22 protein-coding genes are annotated in these 21933 nt (G+C 59.8%); 9 read left to right on the forward strand and 13 right to left on the reverse strand.

From position 1 onward, the window contains the following. Nucleotides 1-17 precede the first annotated feature (17 nt). The 4 genes from GOV38_RS00845 to GOV38_RS00860 all read right to left on the reverse strand — a co-directional run bounded on the left by GOV38_RS00845 (nt 18) and on the right by GOV38_RS00860 (nt 3076). Nucleotides 18-989, reverse strand: coding sequence for a beta-ketoacyl-ACP synthase III (locus GOV38_RS00845; protein ID WP_171099605.1), 972 nt, complete (start codon nt 987-989; stop codon nt 18-20). Nucleotides 990-1013: 24 nt separating this feature from the next. Continuing rightward, nucleotides 1014-2102 carry a phosphate acyltransferase PlsX gene (gene plsX, locus GOV38_RS00850; RefSeq protein WP_171207282.1) on the reverse strand — a complete coding sequence of 363 codons (1089 nt, stop codon included), beginning with the start codon at nt 2100-2102 and terminating at the stop codon, nt 1014-1016. A 24-nt stretch (nt 2103-2126) separates the two neighbouring features. Beyond that, entirely contained in the window at nt 2127-2333 is a 207-nt protein-coding gene (gene rpmF, locus GOV38_RS00855) for a 50S ribosomal protein L32 (protein ID WP_008756996.1), read from the reverse strand. Nucleotides 2334-2539: 206 nt separating this feature from the next. Then, nucleotides 2540-3076, reverse strand: a complete 537-nt coding sequence (locus GOV38_RS00860; protein WP_171129949.1) for a DUF177 domain-containing protein — start codon at nt 3074-3076, stop codon at nt 2540-2542. An 84-nt stretch (nt 3077-3160) separates the two neighbouring features. Between GOV38_RS00860 and GOV38_RS00865 the strand changes: the two genes are divergently transcribed. The 3 genes from GOV38_RS00865 (at nt 3161) to GOV38_RS00875 (ending at nt 6346) form a co-directional block, all read left to right on the forward strand. Then, nucleotides 3161-3634 (forward strand): outer membrane protein assembly factor BamE, encoded by a 474-nt coding sequence (locus GOV38_RS00865; protein ID WP_171099599.1) that lies wholly within the window; start codon nt 3161-3163, stop codon nt 3632-3634. Between the two features lie 94 nt (nt 3635-3728). Then, nucleotides 3729-4469: a GNAT family N-acetyltransferase gene (locus GOV38_RS00870; RefSeq protein WP_171207283.1), complete on the forward strand. Its 741-nt coding sequence runs from the start codon at nt 3729-3731 to the stop codon at nt 4467-4469. 68 nt (nt 4470-4537) lie between these two features. Next, nucleotides 4538-6346 (forward strand): ABC-F family ATP-binding cassette domain-containing protein, encoded by a 1809-nt coding sequence (locus tag GOV38_RS00875; protein WP_254430421.1) that lies wholly within the window; start codon nt 4538-4540, stop codon nt 6344-6346. Nucleotide 6347: 1 nt separating this feature from the next. Here the strand turns inward: GOV38_RS00875 and GOV38_RS00880 are convergent, their stop codons facing one another. Continuing rightward, entirely contained in the window at nt 6348-6902 is a 555-nt protein-coding gene (locus GOV38_RS00880) for a sugar O-acetyltransferase (protein WP_217352059.1), read from the reverse strand. A gap of 9 nt (nt 6903-6911) precedes the next feature. Then, nucleotides 6912-7667: a 3-hydroxyacyl-CoA dehydrogenase gene (locus tag GOV38_RS00885; RefSeq protein WP_171207285.1), complete on the reverse strand. Its 756-nt coding sequence runs from the start codon at nt 7665-7667 to the stop codon at nt 6912-6914. Between the two features lie 202 nt (nt 7668-7869). On the opposite strand from GOV38_RS00885, the gene GOV38_RS00890 reads away from it, so the two are divergent. Continuing rightward, nucleotides 7870-8775: a hypothetical protein gene (locus tag GOV38_RS00890; protein ID WP_171207286.1), complete on the forward strand. Its 906-nt coding sequence runs from the start codon at nt 7870-7872 to the stop codon at nt 8773-8775. Between the two features lie 115 nt (nt 8776-8890). Here GOV38_RS00890 and GOV38_RS00895 read toward each other — a convergent pair whose 3' ends face one another. Both GOV38_RS00895 and tyrS read right to left on the reverse strand, forming a co-directional pair. After that, on the reverse strand, nt 8891-9652 hold the full coding sequence (locus GOV38_RS00895) for a DNA/RNA non-specific endonuclease (protein ID WP_171099589.1): 762 nt from the start codon (nt 9650-9652) through the stop codon (nt 8891-8893). 117 nt (nt 9653-9769) lie between these two features. After that, complete coding sequence (gene tyrS, locus GOV38_RS00900) at nt 9770-11014, reverse strand: tyrosine--tRNA ligase (RefSeq protein ID WP_171207287.1); 1245 nt, start codon at nt 11012-11014, stop codon at nt 9770-9772. 177 nt (nt 11015-11191) lie between these two features. On the opposite strand from tyrS, the gene GOV38_RS00905 reads away from it, so the two are divergent. Next, nucleotides 11192-12304 carry an anhydro-N-acetylmuramic acid kinase gene (locus GOV38_RS00905; protein WP_171207288.1) on the forward strand — a complete coding sequence of 371 codons (1113 nt, stop codon included), beginning with the start codon at nt 11192-11194 and terminating at the stop codon, nt 12302-12304. 50 nt (nt 12305-12354) lie between these two features. Here GOV38_RS00905 and GOV38_RS00910 read toward each other — a convergent pair whose 3' ends face one another. Continuing rightward, on the reverse strand, nt 12355-12720 hold the full coding sequence (locus tag GOV38_RS00910; RefSeq protein WP_171207289.1) for a DUF4157 domain-containing protein: 366 nt from the start codon (nt 12718-12720) through the stop codon (nt 12355-12357). A 129-nt stretch (nt 12721-12849) separates the two neighbouring features. Then, the gene (locus tag GOV38_RS00915; RefSeq protein ID WP_171207290.1) at nt 12850-13740 is read right to left on the reverse strand and encodes a fatty acid desaturase; all 891 of its coding nucleotides are present in this window, start codon (nt 13738-13740) and stop codon (nt 12850-12852) included. A gap of 349 nt (nt 13741-14089) precedes the next feature. On the opposite strand from GOV38_RS00915, the gene GOV38_RS00920 reads away from it, so the two are divergent. Genes GOV38_RS00920 through GOV38_RS00935 form a run of 4 tightly spaced genes read left to right on the forward strand, consistent with a single transcriptional unit; the run spans nt 14090 to nt 19648 of the window. Then, nucleotides 14090-16189 carry a hydantoinase/oxoprolinase family protein gene (locus GOV38_RS00920; protein ID WP_254430422.1) on the forward strand — a complete coding sequence of 700 codons (2100 nt, stop codon included), beginning with the start codon at nt 14090-14092 and terminating at the stop codon, nt 16187-16189. Then, nucleotides 16186-17829 carry a hydantoinase B/oxoprolinase family protein gene (locus tag GOV38_RS00925; protein ID WP_171207291.1) on the forward strand — a complete coding sequence of 548 codons (1644 nt, stop codon included), beginning with the start codon at nt 16186-16188 and terminating at the stop codon, nt 17827-17829. The genes GOV38_RS00920 and GOV38_RS00925 overlap by 4 nt, the downstream gene beginning before the upstream one ends. After that, complete coding sequence (locus GOV38_RS00930; protein ID WP_171207292.1) at nt 17826-18908, forward strand: histidinol-phosphate transaminase; 1083 nt, start codon at nt 17826-17828, stop codon at nt 18906-18908. Before GOV38_RS00925 ends, GOV38_RS00930 begins: the two co-directional genes overlap by 4 nt. After that, nucleotides 18905-19648, forward strand: a complete 744-nt coding sequence (locus GOV38_RS00935) for an aspartate/glutamate racemase family protein (protein ID WP_171207293.1) — start codon at nt 18905-18907, stop codon at nt 19646-19648. Before GOV38_RS00930 ends, GOV38_RS00935 begins: the two co-directional genes overlap by 4 nt. Nucleotides 19649-19650: 2 nt before the next feature. Here GOV38_RS00935 and GOV38_RS00940 read toward each other — a convergent pair whose 3' ends face one another. Genes GOV38_RS00940 through GOV38_RS00950 form a run of 3 tightly spaced genes read right to left on the reverse strand, consistent with a single transcriptional unit; the run spans nt 19651 to nt 21921 of the window. Next, nucleotides 19651-20430, reverse strand: coding sequence for a methyltransferase domain-containing protein (locus tag GOV38_RS00940; protein WP_171207294.1), 780 nt, complete (start codon nt 20428-20430; stop codon nt 19651-19653). Nucleotides 20431-20459: 29 nt separating this feature from the next. Continuing rightward, on the reverse strand, nt 20460-21452 hold the full coding sequence (locus GOV38_RS00945; protein WP_171207295.1) for a nitronate monooxygenase family protein: 993 nt from the start codon (nt 21450-21452) through the stop codon (nt 20460-20462). 49 nt (nt 21453-21501) lie between these two features. Beyond that, nucleotides 21502-21921, reverse strand: coding sequence for a cupin domain-containing protein (locus GOV38_RS00950; RefSeq protein WP_171207920.1), 420 nt, complete (start codon nt 21919-21921; stop codon nt 21502-21504). Nucleotides 21922-21933: the final 12 nt, after the last annotated feature.

Consider the following 21933-nt stretch of genomic DNA (forward strand, 5'->3'; position numbering starts at 1 on the left):
AAGCTGGATTGTGCCGGTTACCACCGCAGCGCAACAGCGCCCCAGGCCAGACCACCGCCAATAGCTTCGGTCACGATCAGATCACCGGGTTTGATCTGACCGCGCTGCTTGCCCACTGACATCGCCAATGGGATCGATGCGGCCGAGGTATTGCCGTGATCCTGCACGGTGACGACCACTCGATCCATCGGCAGATCCAGCTTGCGGGCGGTGCCCTGGATGATGCGAATATTGGCTTGATGGGGCACAACCCAATCGACATCCGCGTTGTTCAAACCAGCGCGCTCTAACGCAGTTTCCGCAGTTTTCGCAAGTTTTTCAACGGCATGGCGGAAGACTTGGTTGCCCTGCATCCGCAAATGACCGGTTGTATTGGTCGATACGCCGCCGTCGACGTAAAGCAGTTCGCGGTAGCGCCCGTCCGAGTTCAGGTCGGTTGACAGAATGCCGCGATCGTCCGAGGTTCCGGTGCCTTCCTGCTGTTCCAGTATCAGGGCGCCAGCACCATCGCCGAACAAAACGCAGGTCGACCGGTCCGACCAGTCCATAATCCGCGAAAACGTCTCGGCCCCGATCACCAGCACGCGTTTGGCCTGCCCAGACAGGATCAGAGCATTGGCATTGGCCAAGGCAAAAACGAATCCCGCGCAAACCGCCTGCACGTCAAAGGCAAACCCGCGGGTCATGCCCAGCCGTGCCTGAACCATTGTTGCAGCTGAGGGGAACGTCAGGTCAGCGGTTGACGTGGCGAGAATGATCGCGTCGATCTCGTCTGCGGTCAGATTGGCATCTGCCAGAGCCGCTTCGGCGGCGTTGGTGGCCAGATCAGAGGTCGTTTCGTCTTCGGCAGCAAAATGGCGGCGTTCAATACCCGAGCGGGTCCGGATCCATTCATCCGTCGTATCCAGCGTCTTTTCGAACTCTGCATTTGGGACGACGCGTTTGGGTAGATAATGCCCGACACCTACAACAACTGAACGGCTTGCCATGCTTTGGGTACTGCCCTTTTATTCTTATTGCGATTGCTGCGGCGCAGCTTGCGCGGCATCTTGTGCAAGGGCGGCTGTAGATGCAACCCGTGCCGCCAACTTTTCCGAAAAGCCTGATTCGGCCAGGGTAAAGGCCAGCTTTACCGCAGCGGACACACCGGTGGCGTCGGCACCGCCGTGGGATTTGATGACCGTGCCGTTCAGCCCCAGAAACACGCCCCCATTCACGCGGCGTGGGTCGATACGCTTTTTCAGTCGGTTTAGCGAGGTGATCGCCAGAACCGAGGCCAGTCGCGACAGCGGAGAAAACTTGAACGCCTGACGCAGAAGGTCGCCAATCAAGCTGGCTGTACCCTCACCTGTTTTGATGGCCACATTGCCGGTAAACCCATCGGTGACAATGACATCCGCCGTATCGCCGGGGATGTCGCTGCCTTCGACAAAACCGACAAAATCGAAGTTTGCCTGTTCCGCAAAATCGGCGATCAGCGCGTGGGCTTCTTTCAGCTCGGCGCGGCCTTTGTGTTCTTCGGTGCCGACATTCAACAGACCGATCCGAGGGCGGTTCAGCGCCATCCCATTGCGCGCGTAAGAGGCGCCCATCAGAGCATATTGAAGCAGATCCTTTGCGTCGGCGCGCACATCGGCGCCCACATCGAGCATCACGTTGAACCCCTGAGGGTTGCGCGAGGGCCACAGAATCGCGATGGCGGGGCGGTTCACCCCCGGCAGTTTGCGAAGCCGGATCATCGACAATGCCATCAATGCGCCGGTATTGCCGCAAGACACTGCACCATGCGCTTCACCTGCGCGCACCGATTCCAGCGCGGACCACATCGAGGTCTGCTTGCCGTTGCGCACCACCTGGCTGGGTCGGTCCTCCATCGTGACCACATCAGGGCAATCACGAAAAACGACGCGCCCCTCAAGGACGCGCCGTTTGGCAACCAGTTTTCTCAACTCGGACTCCTGACCGTGCAGGATGAACCCGATCTTGGGATTCTTGTCCGCAGACTTGGCAATACCCGCAACCACTACGGCGGGGCCTGAATCTCCGCCCATGGCGTCAACCGAGATGATGATCCGGTCGCTTGGCGTGGGCTGATCCGTCATGCGTTCGCCTGCGTTCGATCAGGTTTATGCCGCGTCTTCATCCAGATCGATTTCGTCGGCCTGTGCGACAACTTCACGATCGTCATAATGGCCGCAAGATGCGCAAACGTGGTGGGGGCGTTTCAGCTCGCCACAGTTCGGGCATTCGTTCGGGTTTGCAGCAACCAGAGCGTCGTGTGCGCGGCGGTTGTTGCGACGCGACTTGGAAACTTTGTTCTGTTGGACGGCCATGGTCTCAACCTTTGTCTGACTGGGGGCCGCAGATTCGCTGCTGACCCGGGTTACATTCTTCGTTTTCTCGTGGTGTGACGCGCGTTTAGGCCGCAAGCCTCGCAATGTCCAACCCAAATTCGGATGAGCGCGCGAAAATACTGCGATTCTCGACATGTTCAAGCGATTTTTCTGACGGCTTGCTATGACAGGAAAACATGGCCCTGTCACTCGTCTTTTTTCAGCGCATCGCGCAGTTCCGCCAACCCGGCAAAGGGTTTGGCATCATCATCTGTCATCGCTTCTTTGCCCGGCTCGGTGTAATTGCTGTGTTGCAACTGCGCGTCGGGTTTGCGCGGATATTGCGGTAAGGCCAGCGACAAGGCCTCGGCCAGCACCAATGCGGGGTCGATCTCGGCCGCAAGAGCTTCGGTCTCGTCATCTTCGGGCATTTCGAATTCCGGCTCGTCCGGATCGGACCATTCGGCCAAATAAATCCGACGTACCGAGGTTTCGATCCGCGTTGTCACGGGGTCAAGCGTGACGACGCAGGGCTGAATGACAGTGGCGCCTAGCTTGCCGGTCAGCTTCCAGTCGCGTTTGCCCTGGGATTCGATTTGGCCGATGAAGGAAACCTTGCGCAAACCCAGCAGCCCAAGATCGTCTTTGAGAACGTCCAACGCATCGCCGCTGGGGCGCAGTTCGAACGCCGTCGGCACGTTTTGCGGCAGGTCCGCGACGCGCAGAGCTGTATGATCGGCCATTCGTGACCCTTTCCTGTGTTGAACCAAAGCACCGGTTTCTGTAATCGGATAGAAGCCGCACGGTGCCAAGGCAAGAGGGTGAAGATGATCAACGTGTCGAACAACAAGAACCTGGCGTTCAAATCGCTGGCATTCGGCGCGCTCTTGGCCGTTGTTGCATGTTCCCCCGTCTTCAAGAATCACGGCTATGTGCCACCCCCCGAAGATTTGGCGCAAATCAAAGTCGGGGTCGACACCCGCGAAACCGTATTGGAGACCGTCGGCGCGCCTAGTTCCTCGGGCGTTTTGCGGGATTCCGGGTTCTATTACGTGGCCTCCCGTGTTCGCAAGTCGGGCGCGCGTCGGCCCAAAGTCGTCTCGCGCGAGTTGGTTGCCGTCAGTTTTGATCAGCGCGGTGTGGTCAGCAATATCGAGCGGTTCGGGCTTGAGGATGGCTATGTCATCGTGCTTGAGCGTCGCGTGACGGATTCGAACGTGGAGGACAAAGGCTTCCTGCGTCAATTGCTGGGCAATATCGGTAACTTCAACCCGGCCAATATCCCGGGCATTAACCAATAAGAGTTCAAATCTGCTGTTTCCGTCACCGGAAAGTCATATGCTCTGTGCTACGGAGCAGATGAAGTCTTAGTCGATAAATGTGGAACGTGCCGCCATGGCCAGAGCAGTGTTGCTGAACAAAGGACGGTACCGAGCGCGTCTGGCAGAGACGACCGCGGATCTGGATGCGGCCTGCAGGCTTAGAACCCGTGCCTTTGATACGGCGCAGCTTGATCAAGACCGGTTTGACGATCTTTGCGCACATGTCCTGATCGAAGATCGCCGTGCCGAGGATCAACTGGTGTGCTGTTTCCGCCTGTTGACCATGCAAAACGGGGCCGAGATCGGCGCCAGCTATTCAGCACAGTTCTATGATCTATCGGCCTTGCACAGCTTTGAGGGGCGCATGGTCGAGATGGGTCGCTTTTGCGTGCATCCCGGCAAAACTGACCCGGATATTCTGCGGGTCGCCTGGGGGGCAATGACCGACTATGTGGATCAAAACGGGATCGAGATGCTGTTTGGCTGTTCCTCTTTTGCCGGGACGGAAACCGCGCAGTATCTGGATGCCTTTGCGATGCTGAAACACCGACACCTGGCGCCAAAGCGCTGGCTGCCCCGGATCAAGGCGCCCGATGTGTTCCGCTTTGCGACCCGTCTGCGGCGCAAGCCCGATGCCAAAAAGGCGATGCAGCGGATGCCGCCCTTGCTGCGCACCTATCTGATGATGGGCGGATGGGTCAGCGATCATGCGGTGGTGGATCGGCACTTGAACACGCTGCACGTCTTCACCGGGTTGGAAATCGGCGCGATCCCCGCAACTCGCAAACGTTTGCTGCGGATGGTGGTCGGTTAATTTGAGTATTTCTGAAAAGGTGAAACAGGGGCGTTGACGCCTTCTGCCCACCGGTTTAGCTGGCGGGCATGGCGAGAATTCCTTTGTTGCAGATGTCCGGCATTTCCCTGACCTTTGGGGGTGATCCGGTGTTTTCCGAGCTTGATCTGGTGGTTCAGCCTGGTGATCGTGTCGCGCTTGTGGGACGGAACGGGTCGGGCAAATCCACCCTGATGAAAGTGATGGCAGGCCTGGTCGAGGCGGATCAGGGCGACATTACTGTGCCTCCGGGGAAATCTGTGGGCTATATGGAGCAAGATCCCACCATGGCGGGGTTTGCCACGCTGGGGGATTATGCGGCAAGCGGGTTGGAGCCGGGTGAACTCTACAAGGTTGAACGCGCGGGCGAGGGGCTCAAGTTCGATCCCTCGCGCGCGGTTGAGACGGCCTCGGGCGGTGAACGGCGGCGCGCGGCGCTGGCCAAGCTGATGGCCGAAGCGCCCGATCTGATGTTGCTGGACGAGCCGACCAACCACTTGGATATCGAGGCGATTGCCTGGCTTGAGCGTGAGTTGGGGGCAGCCCGCGCGGCCTTTGTCTTGATCTCGCATGACCGTGCCTTTCTGCGCGCTTTGACCCGCGCGACGCTGTGGATCGATCGCGGCATGGTGCGACGGCAAGAGCAGGGGTTTGATGCGTTCGAGGCCTGGCGCGACAAGATCTGGGAGGAAGAAGACCAGCAGCGCCACAAGCTGAACCGGCTGATCAAGTCCGAGGCGAAATGGGCTGTGGAAGGCATCAGCGCCCGACGCAAACGCAATCAGGGCCGGGTGCGCGCCTTGCAGGCCTTGCGGGCCGAAAAGGCCGCGCAGATCAAACGCCAGGGCTCGGCCGCCATGACGCTGGAGGCTGGGCCGAAATCCGGCCGTAAGGTGATTGAGGCGAAAGGGCTGACCAAAAGCTTTGGCGACACAGCTATCCTGCGCAATTTCGATCTGCTGGTGCAGCGCGGCGACCGCGTGGCCTTTGTTGGCCCCAACGGTGTGGGCAAGACAACGCTGCTGAAGATGTTGCTGGGGCAGGAACAGCCGGATGAAGGTACGGTGACGCTGGGCACCAACCTAGAGGTCGCCATGTTCGACCAGACCCGCGCGCAGCTGGACCCCGAGATGAGCCTCTGGGACAGCCTGACAGGCGACCCCGAAATGCGGGTTTCAGGCAAGGCCGATCAAGTGATGGTGGGCGGCCAGCCCAAACATGTGGTGGGCTACCTCAAGGAGTTTTTGTTCGACGAACGGCAGGCCCGCGCGGCGGTCAAATCCCTGTCCGGCGGAGAAAAGGCGCGGTTGCTTCTGGCCAAGCTGATGGCCAAAAGCTCGAATCTTCTGGTGTTGGACGAACCGACCAACGATCTGGATGTGGAAACGCTCGACCTGCTGCAAGAGCTTCTGGATGACTATGACGGCACGGTGCTACTGGTCAGCCACGACCGTGATTTTCTGGACCGGGTCGCCACCACCACTGTTGCGATGGAAGGCGACGGACGCGCCACCGCCTATGCGGGCGGATGGTCGGATTATCTGGCCCAACGCGGCGAGCTTGCCCCCAAGAAGGAAGACAAGCCCAAAGCCGCCAAACCAAAGCCTAAGGCCGAGGCCAAGCCGAAACCGGGCCTGTCTTTTTCGGAAAAACATCGCTTGGACAAACTGCCCGCCGAGATCGCCCGGCTTGAGGCCGAGATAGCCAAGCTGGAAGAGCTGATGGCCGACCCCGAGCTTTTCACCCGCGAACCGGTCAAGTTTCAAAAGGCAACCGAGGCGTTGGTGGAGCGTCAGCAAAAGCTCTCAGCCGCCGAGGAAGAATGGCTGCTGTTGGAAGAAAAGGCCGAAGGGGTCTGATCTAAATCCCTTGCGCAATCGGACGGGCAGGGTTCCCGACAACAGTTTCGTTCGCTGCCACCGGCTTTGTGACCACGGCGCCTGCACCAATAATGGCGTTATCACCAATAGTAACGCCGGGAAGGATGATCGCCCCGCCGCCAACCCAGACGTTTTTTCCGATACGAACCGGGCGGGCATATTCCAGACCACGTGCGCGCTCTGCCGGGTCTTTGGCATGTTGCGCGCAATAGATCTGCACTTGGGGGCCAAACATACAGTCATCACCGATCTGAACGCGCGCCGTATCCAGGATGACGCAGCCGGTGTTGAAATACACCCGGTTCCCAAGATGTATGTTGAAGCCGTAAACGCAGTGAAACGGAACCTCAATCCGGTGATCCTGACCTGCATCGCCCAACAAGTTTCGAAGCTCGGATGACATGGCACCGCGACTGTCCGGGTGGCTCGTATTATGCGCATGCAAAGCCCGCCGCGCGTTTTCGCGCAGTGCGTTCAGCTCGGGATCAAGGCAACAATACCAATCGCCCGCTTCCATTTTCTCACGCTCGGTCATGGGCAAGCGTTACCGCATCCGCAGGGCGCCGTCGATGCGGATGACCTCTCCGTTAAGGTAACCCATTTCGACGATAAAACCGGCCAGGCGGGCGTATTCCTTTGGATCACCCAGTCGGGCAGGGTTGGGCACATCGGCGGCCAGTTGTTGCTGTACCTCTTCAGGCAGGCCTGCCAACATCGGGGTCATGAAGATGCCGGGTGCGATTGTCATGACGCGGATACCGGTCGAGGCCAGATCGCGGGCCATGGGCAGGGTCATGCCAACGACTCCGCCTTTTGAGGCCGCATAAGCCGCTTGGCCTTTCTGGCCGTCAAAAGCGGCGATTGAGGCGGTGTTGATGATCACGCCGCGCGCGCCATCTGCCTCGGGATCGGCCTTGGCGATCTCGGCTGCGGCCAGACGCGCGACGTTGAACGTGCCGACCAGATTGATGTCTATGGTACGCTGGAACGCGTCCAGCGGGTGTGGGCCATCGCGGCCCACAGTTTTGATACCATAGGCAATCCCGGCGCAGTTCACCGCAACGTTCACACCGCCCATGGCGTCGACCGCTTGGGCAATGGCAGAGCTGACCGAGTTTTCATCGGTGACATCCGTCTGTGCAAAATGCCCTCCGATATCGCTGGCGACCGTTGGGCCACGCTCGGCGTCCCGGTCCAGAATGGTGACCTGCGCGCCTTGAGAGGCGAAAAAACGCGCTGTGGCTTCGCCCAGCCCCGACGCTCCGCCGGTCACCAAAGCTTTGGTTGTGGACAGCTGCATGTCGGTCTCCTCCCTGTGATATGAACAATTGTTCAATAACCGGTGCCACCCTGGTTTGTCTACACATTTGCGGCCGACCGAAACGGTTTGGGTTTCTAAAGAGATCTTCAGGCGGGCTTCACCCGGAATTCACGGCCAGTCGCCAAGTCGTGTTCGAAGAAATCACAGCAAACGCGTGTTTAGCTGTCAGGAGGTACCGAACATGGTAAAAGGTAAACAGAAACTCCTTGGTGCACTGGTCGCGGCACCATTTGTCGGAGTTTTCATCGTAAGCGACGCGGCTGCGTCAACCGAGGCGTGCAACTGGCGCACCGCACGGGATCTGGCCAACGCTGGTGACTATGCTGCGCTGTGTGACTGCGCTCAGGTCACACCTAGCTTTCTTGAGCGCCTGCAACGCCGAGCGGATTTTGAAACGACGCTGAGCGTGACATCTGCGCAGTGCCCCGGGTTGGCCTCTTTGCTGACTGACCTGCCGACCGCAAGTGTCTTGGGCAATCTGTTTGGCGAGGACCGAAACTCTGACCCGTTAAGCGGGGGCGAGGCGTTTGCGGATGCAGGTGACACCCCAGGTGGTGCAGGAGGCGGTGCTGGTGGTGGCACCGGCAACTCCGGCGGCAGCGGTGGTGAAACACCAGGTAATGGTGGCGGCAATCCTGGTGATGGCGGTAGTCCCGGCGATGGTGGCGAAAACCCCGGTGGTGGCGGTGATAACCCAGGCGACGGCGGTGGTCCCGGTGATGGCGGCGAAAACCCCGGTGACGGAGGTGGTAAACCCGGCAACGGCGGGGGTAAGCCCGGTGGTGGCGACGGCAAGCCCGGTAAAGGGGGCGATAAGCCCGGCAAGGGCGGAGACAAACCCGGCAAAGGTGGCGGCAAAGGCGGCGATAAGCCTGGCAAGGGCGGTGGCAAAGGCGGCACCGGTGAAGGCCCCGGTAATGGCAACGGGAACAACGGCAACCCGGGCAATGGCGGCGGAAACACCGGCGGATCCGGGCCTGGAACCGGCAATGGCGGAGGCAATAACGGCCAAGGTGGCGGCGCTGGCAACGGCGGCGGCGGCGAAGGAAACGGTGGCGGTAAGGGCGGTGGCAAAGGCCGGACCTGACCCCCTAAACGCATAACCTTCAATATCTTACGGCCACCTGCTCTGGTGGCCGTTTGACCCGTTGCAGCGCGGATTTGTCTTTGGCCGAAACCGTGGGCTAGCCCCCAGCAGGGCGTTACAAAGCCAACGTGTAGCTTTCGGCCTTGGTGGCCAAGGTCTTTGGCATCTTCTTTGACGCGTCTGCCGGAAGCTTGGATTTGGCCAACCGCTCATTGGGCTTGCCGTCAGGAAAGAAACTGTCCAGCCGCCAACTGGCCTCAAGGGTCCTTGGCAGCTTGCTCAGCATTCGCACAGTCTCTTTCGACGCGCCACCCCACCAGGGTTTCATGGACCCTTTGCACTTGGCGTGAAACCTGACCCGCGCGCGATAGCCGGATGCTTTTTCTTCCTTTCGGATTTCCTGCAGCTTTTTGATCAGCTTGGATTCAAAACCACTGTAGTAGGTCGAATTCGAACTGGCCGACATCGGCGTCAGGTTTGCATTCGTCCCCGGACCGCCCAATTTTTCGCTGAGGATGTGGCCTTTGATATAGGTTTGTGCCTGCAACTCGGAATAGTCGGCCATCATGTGGATTTCCGAAAGGGCAAGCAGCTCCAGTATCTTTTCCACCGAATTGGCTCTGGCCAGTTTCTGCAATGTGCTTTTGTTGGACAGTGCCTTTTGCACCGCCCCCAGATCAATCAGATCCTTCACGTCCCAGCGCGCGTTGAACCGCTCGACAATTGCGCAATGGCCCGATGCAGGGGAACTGCCTTTCAGCTTCAGACTGTCGGTTGTCAGGATACAGGTAACCTCATCGGCACCGGTCGAGAATTTCTCGCCTTCGAAGACAACATCGCTGCGGCGGGATGAGGTGAATTTGTTGGGAATAGCCATGGTCGATACTTCAAAGTGCTAAACTGAAAGACAGCTTAGCACAGAAGTGAACCCGGCCAGAATTTTTCGGCGAAGGACGCCCGGGCGCGATGTGATGCGCCCGAGCCGCAAGGAGCCTTAACCCATCTGAACCAGCGCGTGCCGCTTCTTGCCTGCGCTCAGTTTGATCGGAGAGGACAGGGCGCCCGCATCGATCATCAGCCCGGCATCGGTCAGCGGTGCGTCGTCCAGCTTGGCTCCGTTTTCGGCGATCAGGCGCTTGGCCTCTTTGCCCGATTTCGCGAGGCCCGATTTGACGATCAGCTGCACGATGGAGATCGGAGTATCGGCTTCGGTCAGTGTCAGTGTCGGCAGATCATCCCCGACACCGCCTTTTTCGAACACCTCACGTGCAGTCGCCTCGGCGGTGGACGCGGCCTCAGCCCCGTGCAGCAGCGTTGTCACCTCATTGGCCAGACGGATCTTGGCCTCGTTGATCTCGGACCCTTGCAGGGCGGCAAGCCGGTCGCATTCGTCGACCGGCAGTTCCGTGAAGATCTTCAGGAACCGGCCCACATCCGCGTCAGTGGTGTTGCGCCAGAACTGCCAAAACTCGTAGGGGCTTAGCATATCGCCATTCAGCCAGACCGCACCGCCCTGCGATTTGCCCATCTTGCGGCCATCGCTGGTGGTCAGCAGCGGGGTGGTCAGGCCATAGATCTCATGATCCAGCACCCGGCGCGTCAGGTCGATCCCGTTGACGATATTGCCCCACTGGTCCGAGCCACCCATCTGCAACACGCAGCCATAGCGGCGGTTCAGTTCCAGGAAGTCATAGGCCTGCAGGATCATGTAGTTGAACTCAAGAAAGCTCAGCGATTGTTCCCGATCCAGCCGCGATTTCACCGACTCGAACGATAACATCCGGTTGACCGAGAAATGCCGCCCGATATCGCGCAGGAAGTCGAGATAGTTCAGACTGTCCAGCCATTCGGCGTTGTTCAGCATCAGCGCGCCGGTATCGCTGTCGTCATAGGACAGGTACTTCGAAAACACCTGCTTCATGCCCGCGATATTGGCGTCGATCTGTTCGGGGCCCAGCAACGGGCGTTCATCCGAGCGAAACGACGGATCACCCACCTTGGTCGTGCCGCCACCCATCAGGGTGATCGGCTTGTGCCCGGTCTTTTGCAACCAGCGCAGCACCATGATGTTCATCAGGTGCCCCACATGCAGGGACTGCGCCGTGGCGTCATAGCCGATATAAGCCGTTTGCACCCCCGAGATCAGCGCGTCGTCAAGGCCCTGATAATCGGTGCAATCGGCCAGAAAGCCGCGCTCGATCATCGTGGCGATGAAATCCGATTTGGGGTGGTAGGTCATGTCGTGCCCTTTGGGTATATGTTGCGCGGCACTGTATAGGGGGCGGACGGTGCAAGGAAAAGGCAGTTTCGGCAAGAAAAACACAGCGCGCATGCGATGTTGCTTGCCTTGGATGTCGCTTGACGCGAAACATTGTGCAAGACACCCGGATAACGGGGCAGCAAGAGCGAGGGCAGCGTGAGCCGGGTCATCAGCAAAACAGGTGTGGTCGCGGCCTTGGGGGCGATGTCGGGAACGTCTTTGGATGGTGTGGATGCGGCTGTCCTGCAAACCGATGGGCACCAGATCCATGGTTTTGGCGACACAGGCTACAGGCCCTATTCCGACGCCGAACGCGCCGTATTGCGTAAAGCTCTGGGTCAATGGCACGGTCCCGATGTGGACGCCGCCGCCGAGTTGGTGACCTTTGCCCATGCCGAGGCCTTGTCCGAGTTCGATCAGATCGATCTGATCGGCTTTCACGGCCAGACCCTGGCGCATGAGCCGCGCGGGCGCGGGACGTTGCAAGTGGGCGATGGCGACGGGCTGGCCCAGGCGCTGGGTGTGCCGATTGTCTGGGATTTCCGCAGCGACGACGTGGCGATGGGGGGCGAGGGCGCACCGCTGGCGCCGTTCTTTCACTTTGCCTGTGCCAAGTGGATCGGCGCGACCCGGCCTTTGTGTTTCCTCAATCTGGGCGGCGTCGGGAACCTGACCTATATCGACCCAAGCTTTGACGGCCCCGAAGCCCTCGGTGCGCTTCTGGCCTTTGATACCGGCCCCGCAAACGCGCCCATTGATGATCTGGTGCAGGCCCGATTGGGGCAACCCATGGATCGCGACGGCAAAATCGCGCGAGGTGGGGCGGTGGAAACTGGTGCGCTCGAACGGTTTCTGGCTGAGCCCTTCTTTGCCCGCATGCCACCCAAATCACTGGACCGAAACGACTTTGCCCGCATGGTCGGGTTGGTGAGCGAACTGTCCGATGCTGACGCGGTGGCCACTCTGACCGCGATGTGTGCGGCGGGCGTGGCACAAGGCATGGCACATTGCCCCAAACCCCCAACCCGCGTGTTGGTCACCGGCGGCGGACGTCACAACCCGGTGCTGATGGAAATGCTGCGCGTCTCACTGGACTGCCCGGTCGAGCCGGTCGAAACCGTGGGCCTGAACGGAGACATGCTCGAAGCCCAAGCCTTCGCCTATCTCGCGGTCCGAGTGGCGCGGGGCTTGCCAACCTCATGCCCCGGAACAACGGGGGTGAGCGCGTTGGTGGGCGGAGGTGTCGTAAGCAGCACTCGGCTAGCGTGATCTGCGCTGTCTGGTCGTCGAAGAATGAACCTGACCCACAGCTCTGCCGATCACTTGGACACCAGTACCTTTCCCTTCATCGGCTTCGGCATTCGACCATTCGCCTGCTGAACCACATGGGTCAGCTCATGCGCAATCAGCTTATTGTTCTTGGCGTCCGAACTTTTTGCAAAATAGATGTCTTTTCCATTTGTAAAGGCTTTTGCGCTCAGAGACTTACACAGATCAGCAGCATTGCCACCCGTGTGAATCCGCACCCCCGACAAATCCGCGCCTAATACGCCTCCCAGGCTCTCTGTCAGCTTTTTGTCCAATTTCGTCGCCTTGGTTCCGACGATTTCATCTTTGATTGCCTTCGTTTTTGCCTTTTTGTTTCTGAGCCCTTTTACGATTTTTTCAGCTTCTTCGGTTTTCATTTTCACGTCCTTCAAATGCAATTGGGTGTATGCTTTGGGGTCATAGGGCTGTTTCAGTGTGTGGTTCAGTGAAACGAATTACACTCGGCCAAGCAGTTTCAGGTGGTTGCCCGGCTTTTACAGGCTTTTTCACGGTTCCATTGTTCGAAGATACTCTGCCGTAAACGCCGAGTATCCCTCTGAGGTAGATTTCAGATGCGGTCCGGCCTGTCGGTGCAAGGCCGGAAGGTGATGAAAAGGGACGTTTGGAAAGGCATGGTGCTCGGCGTGGTAGGGCATGTTCCAGGCCAGGAACCGGATGATCCGGTTGGTAAAGGTTGTGCGTGAGTTCTCGAGCATATTGGCGACAGGCGGGCAGAGGCCGTGCTCAGCCAACAAGTAGAGCCTGAGCGCAGGTTGCCCGACCAGAACCGGCAGGATCCAGATCCAGAACAGCAGGGGCGAGAAAAACAGGCTGAGGCCCGCTGCCGCGTAAAGCACCAAAAGTAGGCGCGCCTCCATGCGCATGGCGCGGTGTTGGCGGGGCGGCAGGTAGGGCGCGTCGATCCGACCTAAGGCGTTCAAAACCAACGTCTTTGCCATGCCGCTCCAGTAGGGCCAACCGCTCAGATAGATCAAAAAACTTGGCCAGTTGTCGGGCCGGGGCTTGCCACCAAGTTCGGGGTCTTTTTCGGGGTCATTGGTCCATCTGTGATGGGCCAGGTGGTAGTACCGAAACCAAGTGAAAGGCAGTGCGATGGGGATTGAGACCAGATGGCCGACGCCCTCGTTCAACCAGCCGCTGCGAAACGGGGTTTTGTGCGTACACTCATGGCTGAGCGTGAACAGAAAGACCAAGAGAACGCCCTGGGGCAGGATCAGAAGCGGCCAAAGTGGAGTTTTTGCGGCGATTGCGGCTGCACATGCAGCGATCAGCGCAAAGTGCAGCGCAAGCTGTTTCAGCCCAGCAGCGTTCGAGCGTTGTTGCAGCGCGGCTTTGGTCTGGGCGGAAAGCGAAGCGATGAGCGCACGGTGATCCATGGCCGCAGGTTAGATATGTGGCGATCCGGGTCAAGAGAACACCGTTTGTATAGCAGTGGCCCGACTTTAATTATGCCAGTCAGTTGCCTGTAAAAAATAGGTTTTGCAGTAGGTGACGGTATCTTTGATCTTGTGAGGTTGAGATTTCTATTGACAGAAATCCTGTTCCTTCGCCAGCATTCCTACCAGCGCAATGATCAAAGATGGTGTGCGACTCGTGCTTGCATCTGCGGAAAATCTGGGACGCCGGGCAACCGGATGCGACCTGGTCACCTGAATACTTCCAGGGATGACCGGCCGCGCCCGCTGGGGTGCGGTGGCTTTTCGATCTTCACTTGACCGAGTTCACATGATGCACGAGCTGACTGGATTGCGCCTGGCCGTCGATATCGGCGGCACCTTCACCGACACGGTTTTGGTGGACGGAACCGGCAAAATCCGCGCCACCAAAACGCCAACAACACCGGACCACCCAAGCCTGGGGGCATTGGACGGCGTGCGTCGCGTGATGACGCAGGCCAGGGCAAACTGGGCCGGGATCACCGGGTTCATTCACGGGACAACTTTGGCCACCAATGCGCTGATCGAACGACGCGGGGCGCGGGTGGCTACGATCACGACCGCTGGGTTCCGCGATATCCTTGAGATCGGGTACGAGCGCCGGTACAGCCAATATGACATCAATCTGGTCAAGCCGAACCTGTTGGTGCCACGGTCTCGGGCCTTCACCATCGGCGGGCGGATGAATGCGCAGGGGCAGGAGCTTGAACCGCTGGGCCACGCGGATGTGGGGCGGCTGGTGCAGGCGTTGCAGGCCTGTGATGCGCAGGCCGTTGCGATCTGCCTGCTGCATGCTTACGCCAATCCCGACCATGAATTGCAGTTGAAAGAGCTCTTGCGCGCCGCTCTGCCAGACATGGTGATCTCGCTCAGTCATGAGGTCAGCCCCGAAGCGCGTGAGTTTGACCGGCTCTGCACAACGGTTGCAAACGCCTATATCCAACCGCAGATGGCGCGTTATCTGCATGATTTCCAATCGCGATTTCAAGCAGAAGGATTGCGCTGCCCGATCCTAATGATGACCGCTGGCGGTGGTATGACGACGATGGAAACTGCCGCCCGGTTGCCGATCCGGTTGGTGGAATCTGGCCCAGCGGGCGGTGCCATTCTGGCCGCGCGCATTGCCGCCCAGATCGAGGCGTCAGAGGTTCTGTCTTTTGACATGGGCGGCACCACGGCCAAGCTGTGCCTGATCGATGAGTTTCGCCCCCAAACCGCCCGCAAGTTCGAGATCGCGCGGGCTGCGCGGTTCATCAAAGGTTCGGGCATGCCGGTACGCATTCCGGTGATCGAAATGATCGAGATTGGTGCGGGTGGCGGATCCATCGCCCATGTGGATCGGCTGGGGCGGTTGCAGATTGGCCCCGAAAGCGCCGGCTCTGATCCCGGACCTGCGGCTTTTGCCAAAGGCGGTACGGCGCCAACGGTGACGGATGCCGACATAGCGCAAGGTTTGATCGACCCTGATCGCTTTGCCGAAGGACGCCTGACCATCGAAACAGACGCCGCCGAACAGGCGCTGACTTTCGGTGTTGGTAAGCCCTTGGGCCTGTCTGCCGCTGACGCAGCCCATGGGGTCAGCACCATAGTGGATGAAAACATGGCCGCCGCCGGGCGTATGCATGCGGTCGAGTCCGGCAAGGATTTAGGCCGCCGCGTCATGATCGCCTTTGGCGGCAACGGGCCGCTGCACGCAACCCGCGTGGCGCGCCGGTCTCAGGTCGATCGCATCGTCATCCCCAATGATCCGGGCGTGGGCTCGGCTGTCGGGTTCCTGCTGGCGCCGGTCTCGTTTCAGATCATCCGGTCGCGCTATGCAAAGCTCGATCATTTGGATTTGGACGACTTGAACCAATTCTTCGACGCGATGATCGATGAGGCGCAAGCCGTTGTCCGCGCCGGGGCTCCGGAGGGTCGCCTGCTTTGCCGACGCCAGGCCTTTATGCGCTATCACGGGCAGGGGCATGAGATCGAAATCCCTCTGCCGGATCGGGCGCTGCGGTCGGATGACATTTCCGCTTTGCGTCAGGCGTTTGAGGCGGAATACAGCCGTCAGTTCAGCCGCGCGGTGCCGGGGATGCAGATTGAGATCCTGAATTGGGCACTGGATGTGTCTACCAAAGCCGAGGTGTTGAGCCCGCAAGTAAAGCCCGAGACGTCGCAGCGGGCCTTACCTGTCGGGCACAGGCACATTCTGTGCGAGGTCAGTGGCTCATGGCGTCAGGCCGACCTTTACGACCGCAGCGCGCTGAGGCCCGGAGATTGGCTGGAAGGTCCGGCTCTGATCGTCGAGCCGCAGACAACCACCTTTGTCAGCACAGATTTCACGGCGCAGATCGATGGAGGCCGCAACATCTGGTTGACCCGCGACAGAAAGGACGAGCAATGACCCAGACGAATACAGCGCTTCAGGTTATGTGGAACCGTCTTTTGGCCGTTGTCGAAGAACAGGGTCAGGCGCTGATCCGCGCCGCCTTCAGCCCCATCGTGCGCGAATGCGGGGATATTTCTGCCGGGATCTTTGACGTGCAGGGGCGAATGCTGGCGCAGGCCGTCACCGGAACGCCGGGGCATATCAACACGATGGCAGAAGCAGTTAAGGCGCTGCGCAACCGCTTTTCGGTGCAAGAGATGAATCCTGGCGACATCTACCTGACCAACGATCCCTGGATCGCTTCGGGGCATCTGAATGACTTTTTGCTGATGATGCCGGTGTTTTACAAAACCCGCGTCATAGGCTTCACCGCCTGCACCTCGCATCTGGTGGATCTGGGTGGTCTGGGGATGGGGCCGGAAGGGCAGGATATCTATGACGAAGGTTTGCTGATCCCCCCGTGTAAGCTGGTGGAGGGCGGTACGCTCAATACGTTGCTGATCGAGATCGTTAAGGCCAATTCGCGTGAACCCATCGCCAATGAAGGTGACATCTATGCGCTGATCGCCTGCTGCGAAACGGGCGCGCGCCGTCTGGCGGATATGATGACCGAATTTGGGATCGATCACCTGGATACGCTGGCCGATTTCATTATCGACACCTCCTATCGCGGCACTTTGGCGGCCATTGCCGAACTGCCAAAGGGCACCTGGCGCAGCCAGTTGGTGGTGGATGGATACGACCGGCCCATCGACCTGCACGCAGCGTTGACGATATCAGGTGATCAGGTCGCGTTGGACTTTACCGGCACATCGGGCCTGTCGAACAAGGGCATTAACGTGCCGCTGAACTATGCAACTGCCTATTCGGTTTTTGCGCTGCGCTGCATCATCGGGCCGGATATTCCCAATAACGCAGGATCTTTGGCGCCGTTTGTTGTCTCTGGGCCAAAGGATTGTATTTTGAACGCGCAACCGCCTGCGCCTGTGGCCATGCGTCATACATTGGGGCAGATGACACCCGATCTGGTGTATGGCTGCCTGTCCCAAGCTTTGCCGGGCGCGGTGCCCGCCGAAGGCGCGTCCTGCATGTATGATCTGCCCTTGCGCCACGCGCCCGAAGCTGTCTCGCGCGGCGATACGCAATTTGCGTTAGAGCTGGTGTTCAGCGGTGGAACCGGTGCGCGGCCCGGATTGGACGGGCTTTCGGCCACAGCGTTTCCGTCGGGCGTCTGGGGCAGTCAGGTTGAAACCACCGAAGCGGTTGCCCCTGTATTGATCACGCGGCGAGAGCTGCGGACAGACAGCGGCGGGCCGGGGCAGAGGCGCGGCGGCTTGGGGCAACGGATCGAATTGCGCGCGGCCAAGCAAGAAGAACTGATGCTTTTTCTGTCGGTCGAGCGCGTAAAGAACCCGGCGCAGGGCCGCTTTGGCGGCCAGCCCGGGGCCGCCGGGCGCATCCGTCTGCAAGGCAAGGATTTGCCCGGCAAAGGTGAGGTTCGCATCCCCGCAGGAGACACTCTGGTCTTTGAAACGCCCGGCGGGGGTGGGTTTGGCGATCCCAAAATCCGCGATCGGGCCGAGGTTCTGCGCGATCTGCAAGAGGATCTGATCAGCCCCGAGGCGGCGCAAAAGACATATGGGGTAGAACCATGATCCAGCCCGTGCCTCATATCGCCGATATGTCACCCTATACCTTGGCGCAGCTCAAGGCACCGGCGGGGAAGCCTCTGATTTCACTTTCACAAAACGAAAGCCTGCGCCCGCCCAGCCCGGAGGCGATCAAGGCTGTGGCAATGGTTATTGGACAAGGCCACTTTTACCCCGATCCCGATTGGGGCGAGCTGCGCGTGGCGCTCGCTGAAACCTATGGTTTGGAGGCCGGTGGCATCGTTTGCGGGGCGGGGTCGATGGACCTGATTGCCTGTCTGGCACGCTGTTTCGCCGGTCCGCAGGCAGCGGTTCTGGCTCCGGCCCATGCGTACCCGTTTTTTCGGACGGCTGCACAGATGGTGCGGGCGCGGTTCGACACTGCGCCTGAGAGGGACGGGCATGTCTGCGTGGATGCTCTGATCGACGCCATCCGGCCCGACACACGCCTGCTGTTTCTGGCCAACCCGGGCAATCCCACGGGCACGCATATTTCGCGATCCGACTTGATCCGGTTGCGCAACGGGGTCCCCGCGTCGGTGCTGTTGGTGATCGATGAGGCCTATGGCGAGTTCGCAGACCATCTGGCTGAGCCCATGTTTGATCTTGTTGCGCGCGGCGACACTGTGATCCTGCGCAGCCTGTCCAAAGCCTATGGGCTTGCGGCGATGCGCGTGGGCTGGGGGCTGTTCCCGCCTGCCATTGCCGCGCAGATGCGCAAAGTCATGAATCCCAACAACATCCCTGCCGCAAGTCAGGCTGGTGCTGCTGCGGCTGTAAGAGATCAGCGCTATATGATGGAAACCTGCGCCTTGACCAGACGCGCGCGCGACGGGTTTCGCGCCCGGTTGCAAAGGTCCGGGTTTGATGTGCCTGAAAGCTTTACCAATTTCACGCTCATCCGGTTTGCCAGCAAGGACGCGGCGCAACGCGCGGATGCCGCATTGCGCGAGGAAGGCGTGTTTCTTCGTCCGCAAGGCGGTGTCGGTCTGGGGCACTGCCTGCGTGCGACCATCGCCGCTGAAGCGCAGCTTGATCAAGCCGCAGCTATTCTGGAACATCTGAGTCAGGAGCAGGGATCATGACGCAATCGCGCGGGCGCGCCCGGTTTGGCATTCTTGTGCCCTTCACCAACACCAATCTTGAACCCGACATGCTGCTGCTGCGCCCGGATGGCGTGTCTCTGCATTTTGCGCGCATGGGCGGCTATGATCAGGATGAAATCCCGGATGCCGACCAGATGCACGGGCTGGGTGCGGCAGATCTGGACGAACCGCTGCACCTGCTTCAAGGGGTGCGCCCCGATGTGATCCTTTATGGCTGCACATCAGCCACGCTGACCCATGGGGCGGAGTTCGATCGAAACCTTGCCCAACAGATCAAGGCCCAAAGCGGCGCGGCAACCGTGACGGCGGCAGGGGCTTTGGTGCATGCGGTGCAGACGCTGGGGGCGAAGCGTATCGGGTTTGCGTCGCCCTATGTGGCGCAAATTAACGATATGGCCATCGGGTTTCTGGAACAGACGGGCATTCAGACCGTGGCACGCTCGGAAGTGCGCGAGGCGCTCGACAATTACGGGCAGGGCGCGATGGGCCCGGACGCGGTGTTTGACCTGGGTCGCGCCGCCGACAGCCCCGAGGCCGAAGCCTTGGTGCTGTCCTGTACCGATATGCGCAGTGTCGAGGTGATTGACAGGCTGGAACAGGCGGTGGGCAAACCTGTCATCACCTCGAACCAGGCGATGGTGTTTCAGGCGTTGCAATTGGTGGGGATCGCTGATCCGGTACCGGGCTATGGCACGCTATTGCAACGCACACGGCTTTGAAATCAGCCAGATTTGCGCGCTATCGTGACAAATTGCGTGATCGAGAAAAAGAACCGACCCTCCCGCGCCAACTGGTGTTGCTCGTCAAACCACGCGTCCGCTTCGGCGACGGGCATATGCTGATTGTCGATCGCAAAGCGTCGCATCAGATGCATCATCATCACCGCCAGCCCATCCGGTTTCAGCACGTGATCGGTGAGCGTAACCGTCTCGACGCCCTCAACCGTTTGCCTCAGCTTTCTGAGCAATCCCGGCAGTCGGGCAGGGACGTCACCCGCCGCAAAATGGGCATCCCAAGACGCCAGCATCCGGTTCATACGCTCGACGTTTTGGCTGAACCAGACAAGGCTGTCGAAGTGCAGATCGCTGATCACCAGACGGCCGTTGGGCTTAAGGCAGCGCAAGGCCTCTGACAGGGCGGGCTCCATGTTCTCGAGATATTCGAACACCTGCACGGAAACGGCTTTGTCGGCCACGCCATCCGCCAGCGGCAACGCGTCGGCCAATCCGACATGAAACTCGACATTCTGGAACTCGGCGCAGCGTTGCTTGGCCGCTGCCAACATGTCGGCGCTTTGATCGACGCCCAGAACCTTGCCCTCGGGCCCCACCGCGCGGGCCAGTTCTGCGGTCAGCAGCCCGTTGCCACAGCCGATATCCAGGATGGTCTCGCCCGGGCATGGCGCAAGCGCATCAAAAGACGCCCGGCGGCGCTTGATCACATCAGCGCCCTGATAGGCCATGTCCAGAATTTTGGTGGTTTCCGCGTCAAACTTCAGCATTTGGATTTCCCCCGTTCCAGATCTAGCGCTCAGAGTATCGCTTGCCGGTTTTGCAGATGGTCCTTGGCATCCAGGTAAAGCTCTTCAACGATCTCAGCGGCAGGCATGATCTGCCGGACAAGCGCGACACCCTGACCGGACCACATCGACATCGCCTCAACATCTCCGTCTGTACCTGGCAGAGGCGTATAGCTTTGATAGCGCACCACCGGCCTGCCATCCGGGCGATGTCCGATCACCTGTTGCTCACCCGGACGGTTGCCCGGGCTTGCAGACCCGGTTGTGTGCCAATGTTCCGAGGTCGAGTTCTTCAACGCACGATGCGGCGCGGCGGGCCAGTCCACGTCATAAAGGTCATAATACCATTCCGTCTCTGTTTCAGAGGCCTCAAGGATGCTCTGGCGATAGGTGTCGTGAATCGTTGCCTCGGTGCTGCCCAGAAAACGCGTACCAACCCAAACGCCTTCAGCGCCCAGCAAAAGCGCGGCTGCCATCCCGCGACCATCGGCGATCCCTCCGGCAGCGACCACTGGTAGCTTGACCGCATCGGCCACTGCCGGGATCAGCGCAAGGGTCGAAACCTGCCCCCAGACATGGCCACCGGCCTCCCAGCCTTGGGCAACGATCACATCGGCGCCTGCCTCCTCAGCCGCCTTGGCTTCGGCGACACTGCCCACGCTGGCCAGAACCACAAGTCCGGCTGCTTTGGCTGTCGCAAAGGCCGACGGCTCCATCCCCCAGAACAGGGATACAGCGTGGATCTTAGCGTCGATGCAGGCCTCAAGCTGGTCTTGATAGGGAAACGAGAGGTTCAGATTGACTGCAAAGTTCCGATCTGTCAGCGCGCGGACGGCGGCAATTCCCTCCACCACCTGATCCACCGGCTTGCCCCATAATGGGATTACGCCATAGCCACCGGCATTGCAGACCGAGGCCACAAGGTCAGGACCGGCGGCGCCGCCCATCGGGGCCGACAGGATCGGTTTTTCGATATCCAACAATTGGCACAATGCGCTGGGCATAAGATCCCTCCTGTATGTACGGCAGGTTTGTCCGGAGCGCAGCGGTCGTTCAGCCACGCGGGATGTCAAACTCTGGTGCCGCCAGTTCAAACCCCTGAAACTCGAATCCCGGCGACACGGTGCAACTGACCAAAGTATAAGCGCCCGTGCTGCGTGCGGCTTGCCAGTGATGTTTCGGGACAACCACTTGCGGGCGTCCCTGAGACAAGTCCGGCGTCAGCACATGATCCGTCGCAGGCCCTTGATCTGTCGCACTGATCGACAGGACCAGAGGCGCGCCTGCGTGGTAAAGCCAGATCTCGTCGGCATCGACCCGGTGCCAATGGCTGCGCTCGTCCTGTTGCAACAGGAAATAGATGCAAGTGCCCGTTGCGCGGCCTGCATTATCGGCGCGCCATGTCTCGGCATACCATCCACCTTCGGGATGGCGTTGCAGGTTCAACTGGTCGATGATCTCTTGCGCGTTCATATAGGTTCCGTC

The organism is Ruegeria sp. HKCCA5839 (assembly GCF_013035585.1).
Classification (GTDB): domain Bacteria; phylum Pseudomonadota; class Alphaproteobacteria; order Rhodobacterales; family Rhodobacteraceae; genus Ruegeria.

Coding starts and splice junctions, on each gene's coding strand:
- GOV38_RS00845 (WP_171099605.1), bottom strand. CDS start 989: ATGGCAAGCCGTTCAGTTGTTGTAGGTGTCGGGCATTATCTACCCAAA.
- plsX (WP_171207282.1), bottom strand. CDS start 2,102: ATGACGGATCAGCCCACGCCAAGCGACCGGATCATCATCTCGGTTGAC.
- rpmF (WP_008756996.1), bottom strand. CDS start 2,333: ATGGCCGTCCAACAGAACAAAGTTTCCAAGTCGCGTCGCAACAACCGC.
- GOV38_RS00860 (WP_171129949.1), bottom strand. CDS start 3,076: ATGGCCGATCATACAGCTCTGCGCGTCGCGGACCTGCCGCAAAACGTG.
- GOV38_RS00865 (WP_171099599.1), top strand. CDS start 3,161: ATGATCAACGTGTCGAACAACAAGAACCTGGCGTTCAAATCGCTGGCA.
- GOV38_RS00870 (WP_171207283.1), top strand. CDS start 3,729: ATGGCCAGAGCAGTGTTGCTGAACAAAGGACGGTACCGAGCGCGTCTG.
- GOV38_RS00875 (WP_254430421.1), top strand. CDS start 4,538: ATGGCGAGAATTCCTTTGTTGCAGATGTCCGGCATTTCCCTGACCTTT.
- GOV38_RS00880 (WP_217352059.1), bottom strand. CDS start 6,902: ATGACCGAGCGTGAGAAAATGGAAGCGGGCGATTGGTATTGTTGCCTT.
- GOV38_RS00885 (WP_171207285.1), bottom strand. CDS start 7,667: ATGCAGCTGTCCACAACCAAAGCTTTGGTGACCGGCGGAGCGTCGGGG.
- GOV38_RS00890 (WP_171207286.1), top strand. CDS start 7,870: ATGGTAAAAGGTAAACAGAAACTCCTTGGTGCACTGGTCGCGGCACCA.
- GOV38_RS00895 (WP_171099589.1), bottom strand. CDS start 9,652: ATGGCTATTCCCAACAAATTCACCTCATCCCGCCGCAGCGATGTTGTC.
- tyrS (WP_171207287.1), bottom strand. CDS start 11,014: ATGACCTACCACCCCAAATCGGATTTCATCGCCACGATGATCGAGCGC.
- GOV38_RS00910 (WP_171207289.1), bottom strand. CDS start 12,720: ATGAAAACCGAAGAAGCTGAAAAAATCGTAAAAGGGCTCAGAAACAAA.
- GOV38_RS00915 (WP_171207290.1), bottom strand. CDS start 13,740: ATGGATCACCGTGCGCTCATCGCTTCGCTTTCCGCCCAGACCAAAGCC.
- GOV38_RS00920 (WP_254430422.1), top strand. CDS start 14,090: ATGATGCACGAGCTGACTGGATTGCGCCTGGCCGTCGATATCGGCGGC.
- GOV38_RS00925 (WP_171207291.1), top strand. CDS start 16,186: ATGACCCAGACGAATACAGCGCTTCAGGTTATGTGGAACCGTCTTTTG.
- GOV38_RS00930 (WP_171207292.1), top strand. CDS start 17,826: ATGATCCAGCCCGTGCCTCATATCGCCGATATGTCACCCTATACCTTG.
- GOV38_RS00935 (WP_171207293.1), top strand. CDS start 18,905: ATGACGCAATCGCGCGGGCGCGCCCGGTTTGGCATTCTTGTGCCCTTC.
- GOV38_RS00940 (WP_171207294.1), bottom strand. CDS start 20,430: ATGCTGAAGTTTGACGCGGAAACCACCAAAATTCTGGACATGGCCTAT.
- GOV38_RS00945 (WP_171207295.1), bottom strand. CDS start 21,452: ATGCCCAGCGCATTGTGCCAATTGTTGGATATCGAAAAACCGATCCTG.
- GOV38_RS00950 (WP_171207920.1), bottom strand. CDS start 21,921: ATGAACGCGCAAGAGATCATCGACCAGTTGAACCTGCAACGCCATCCC.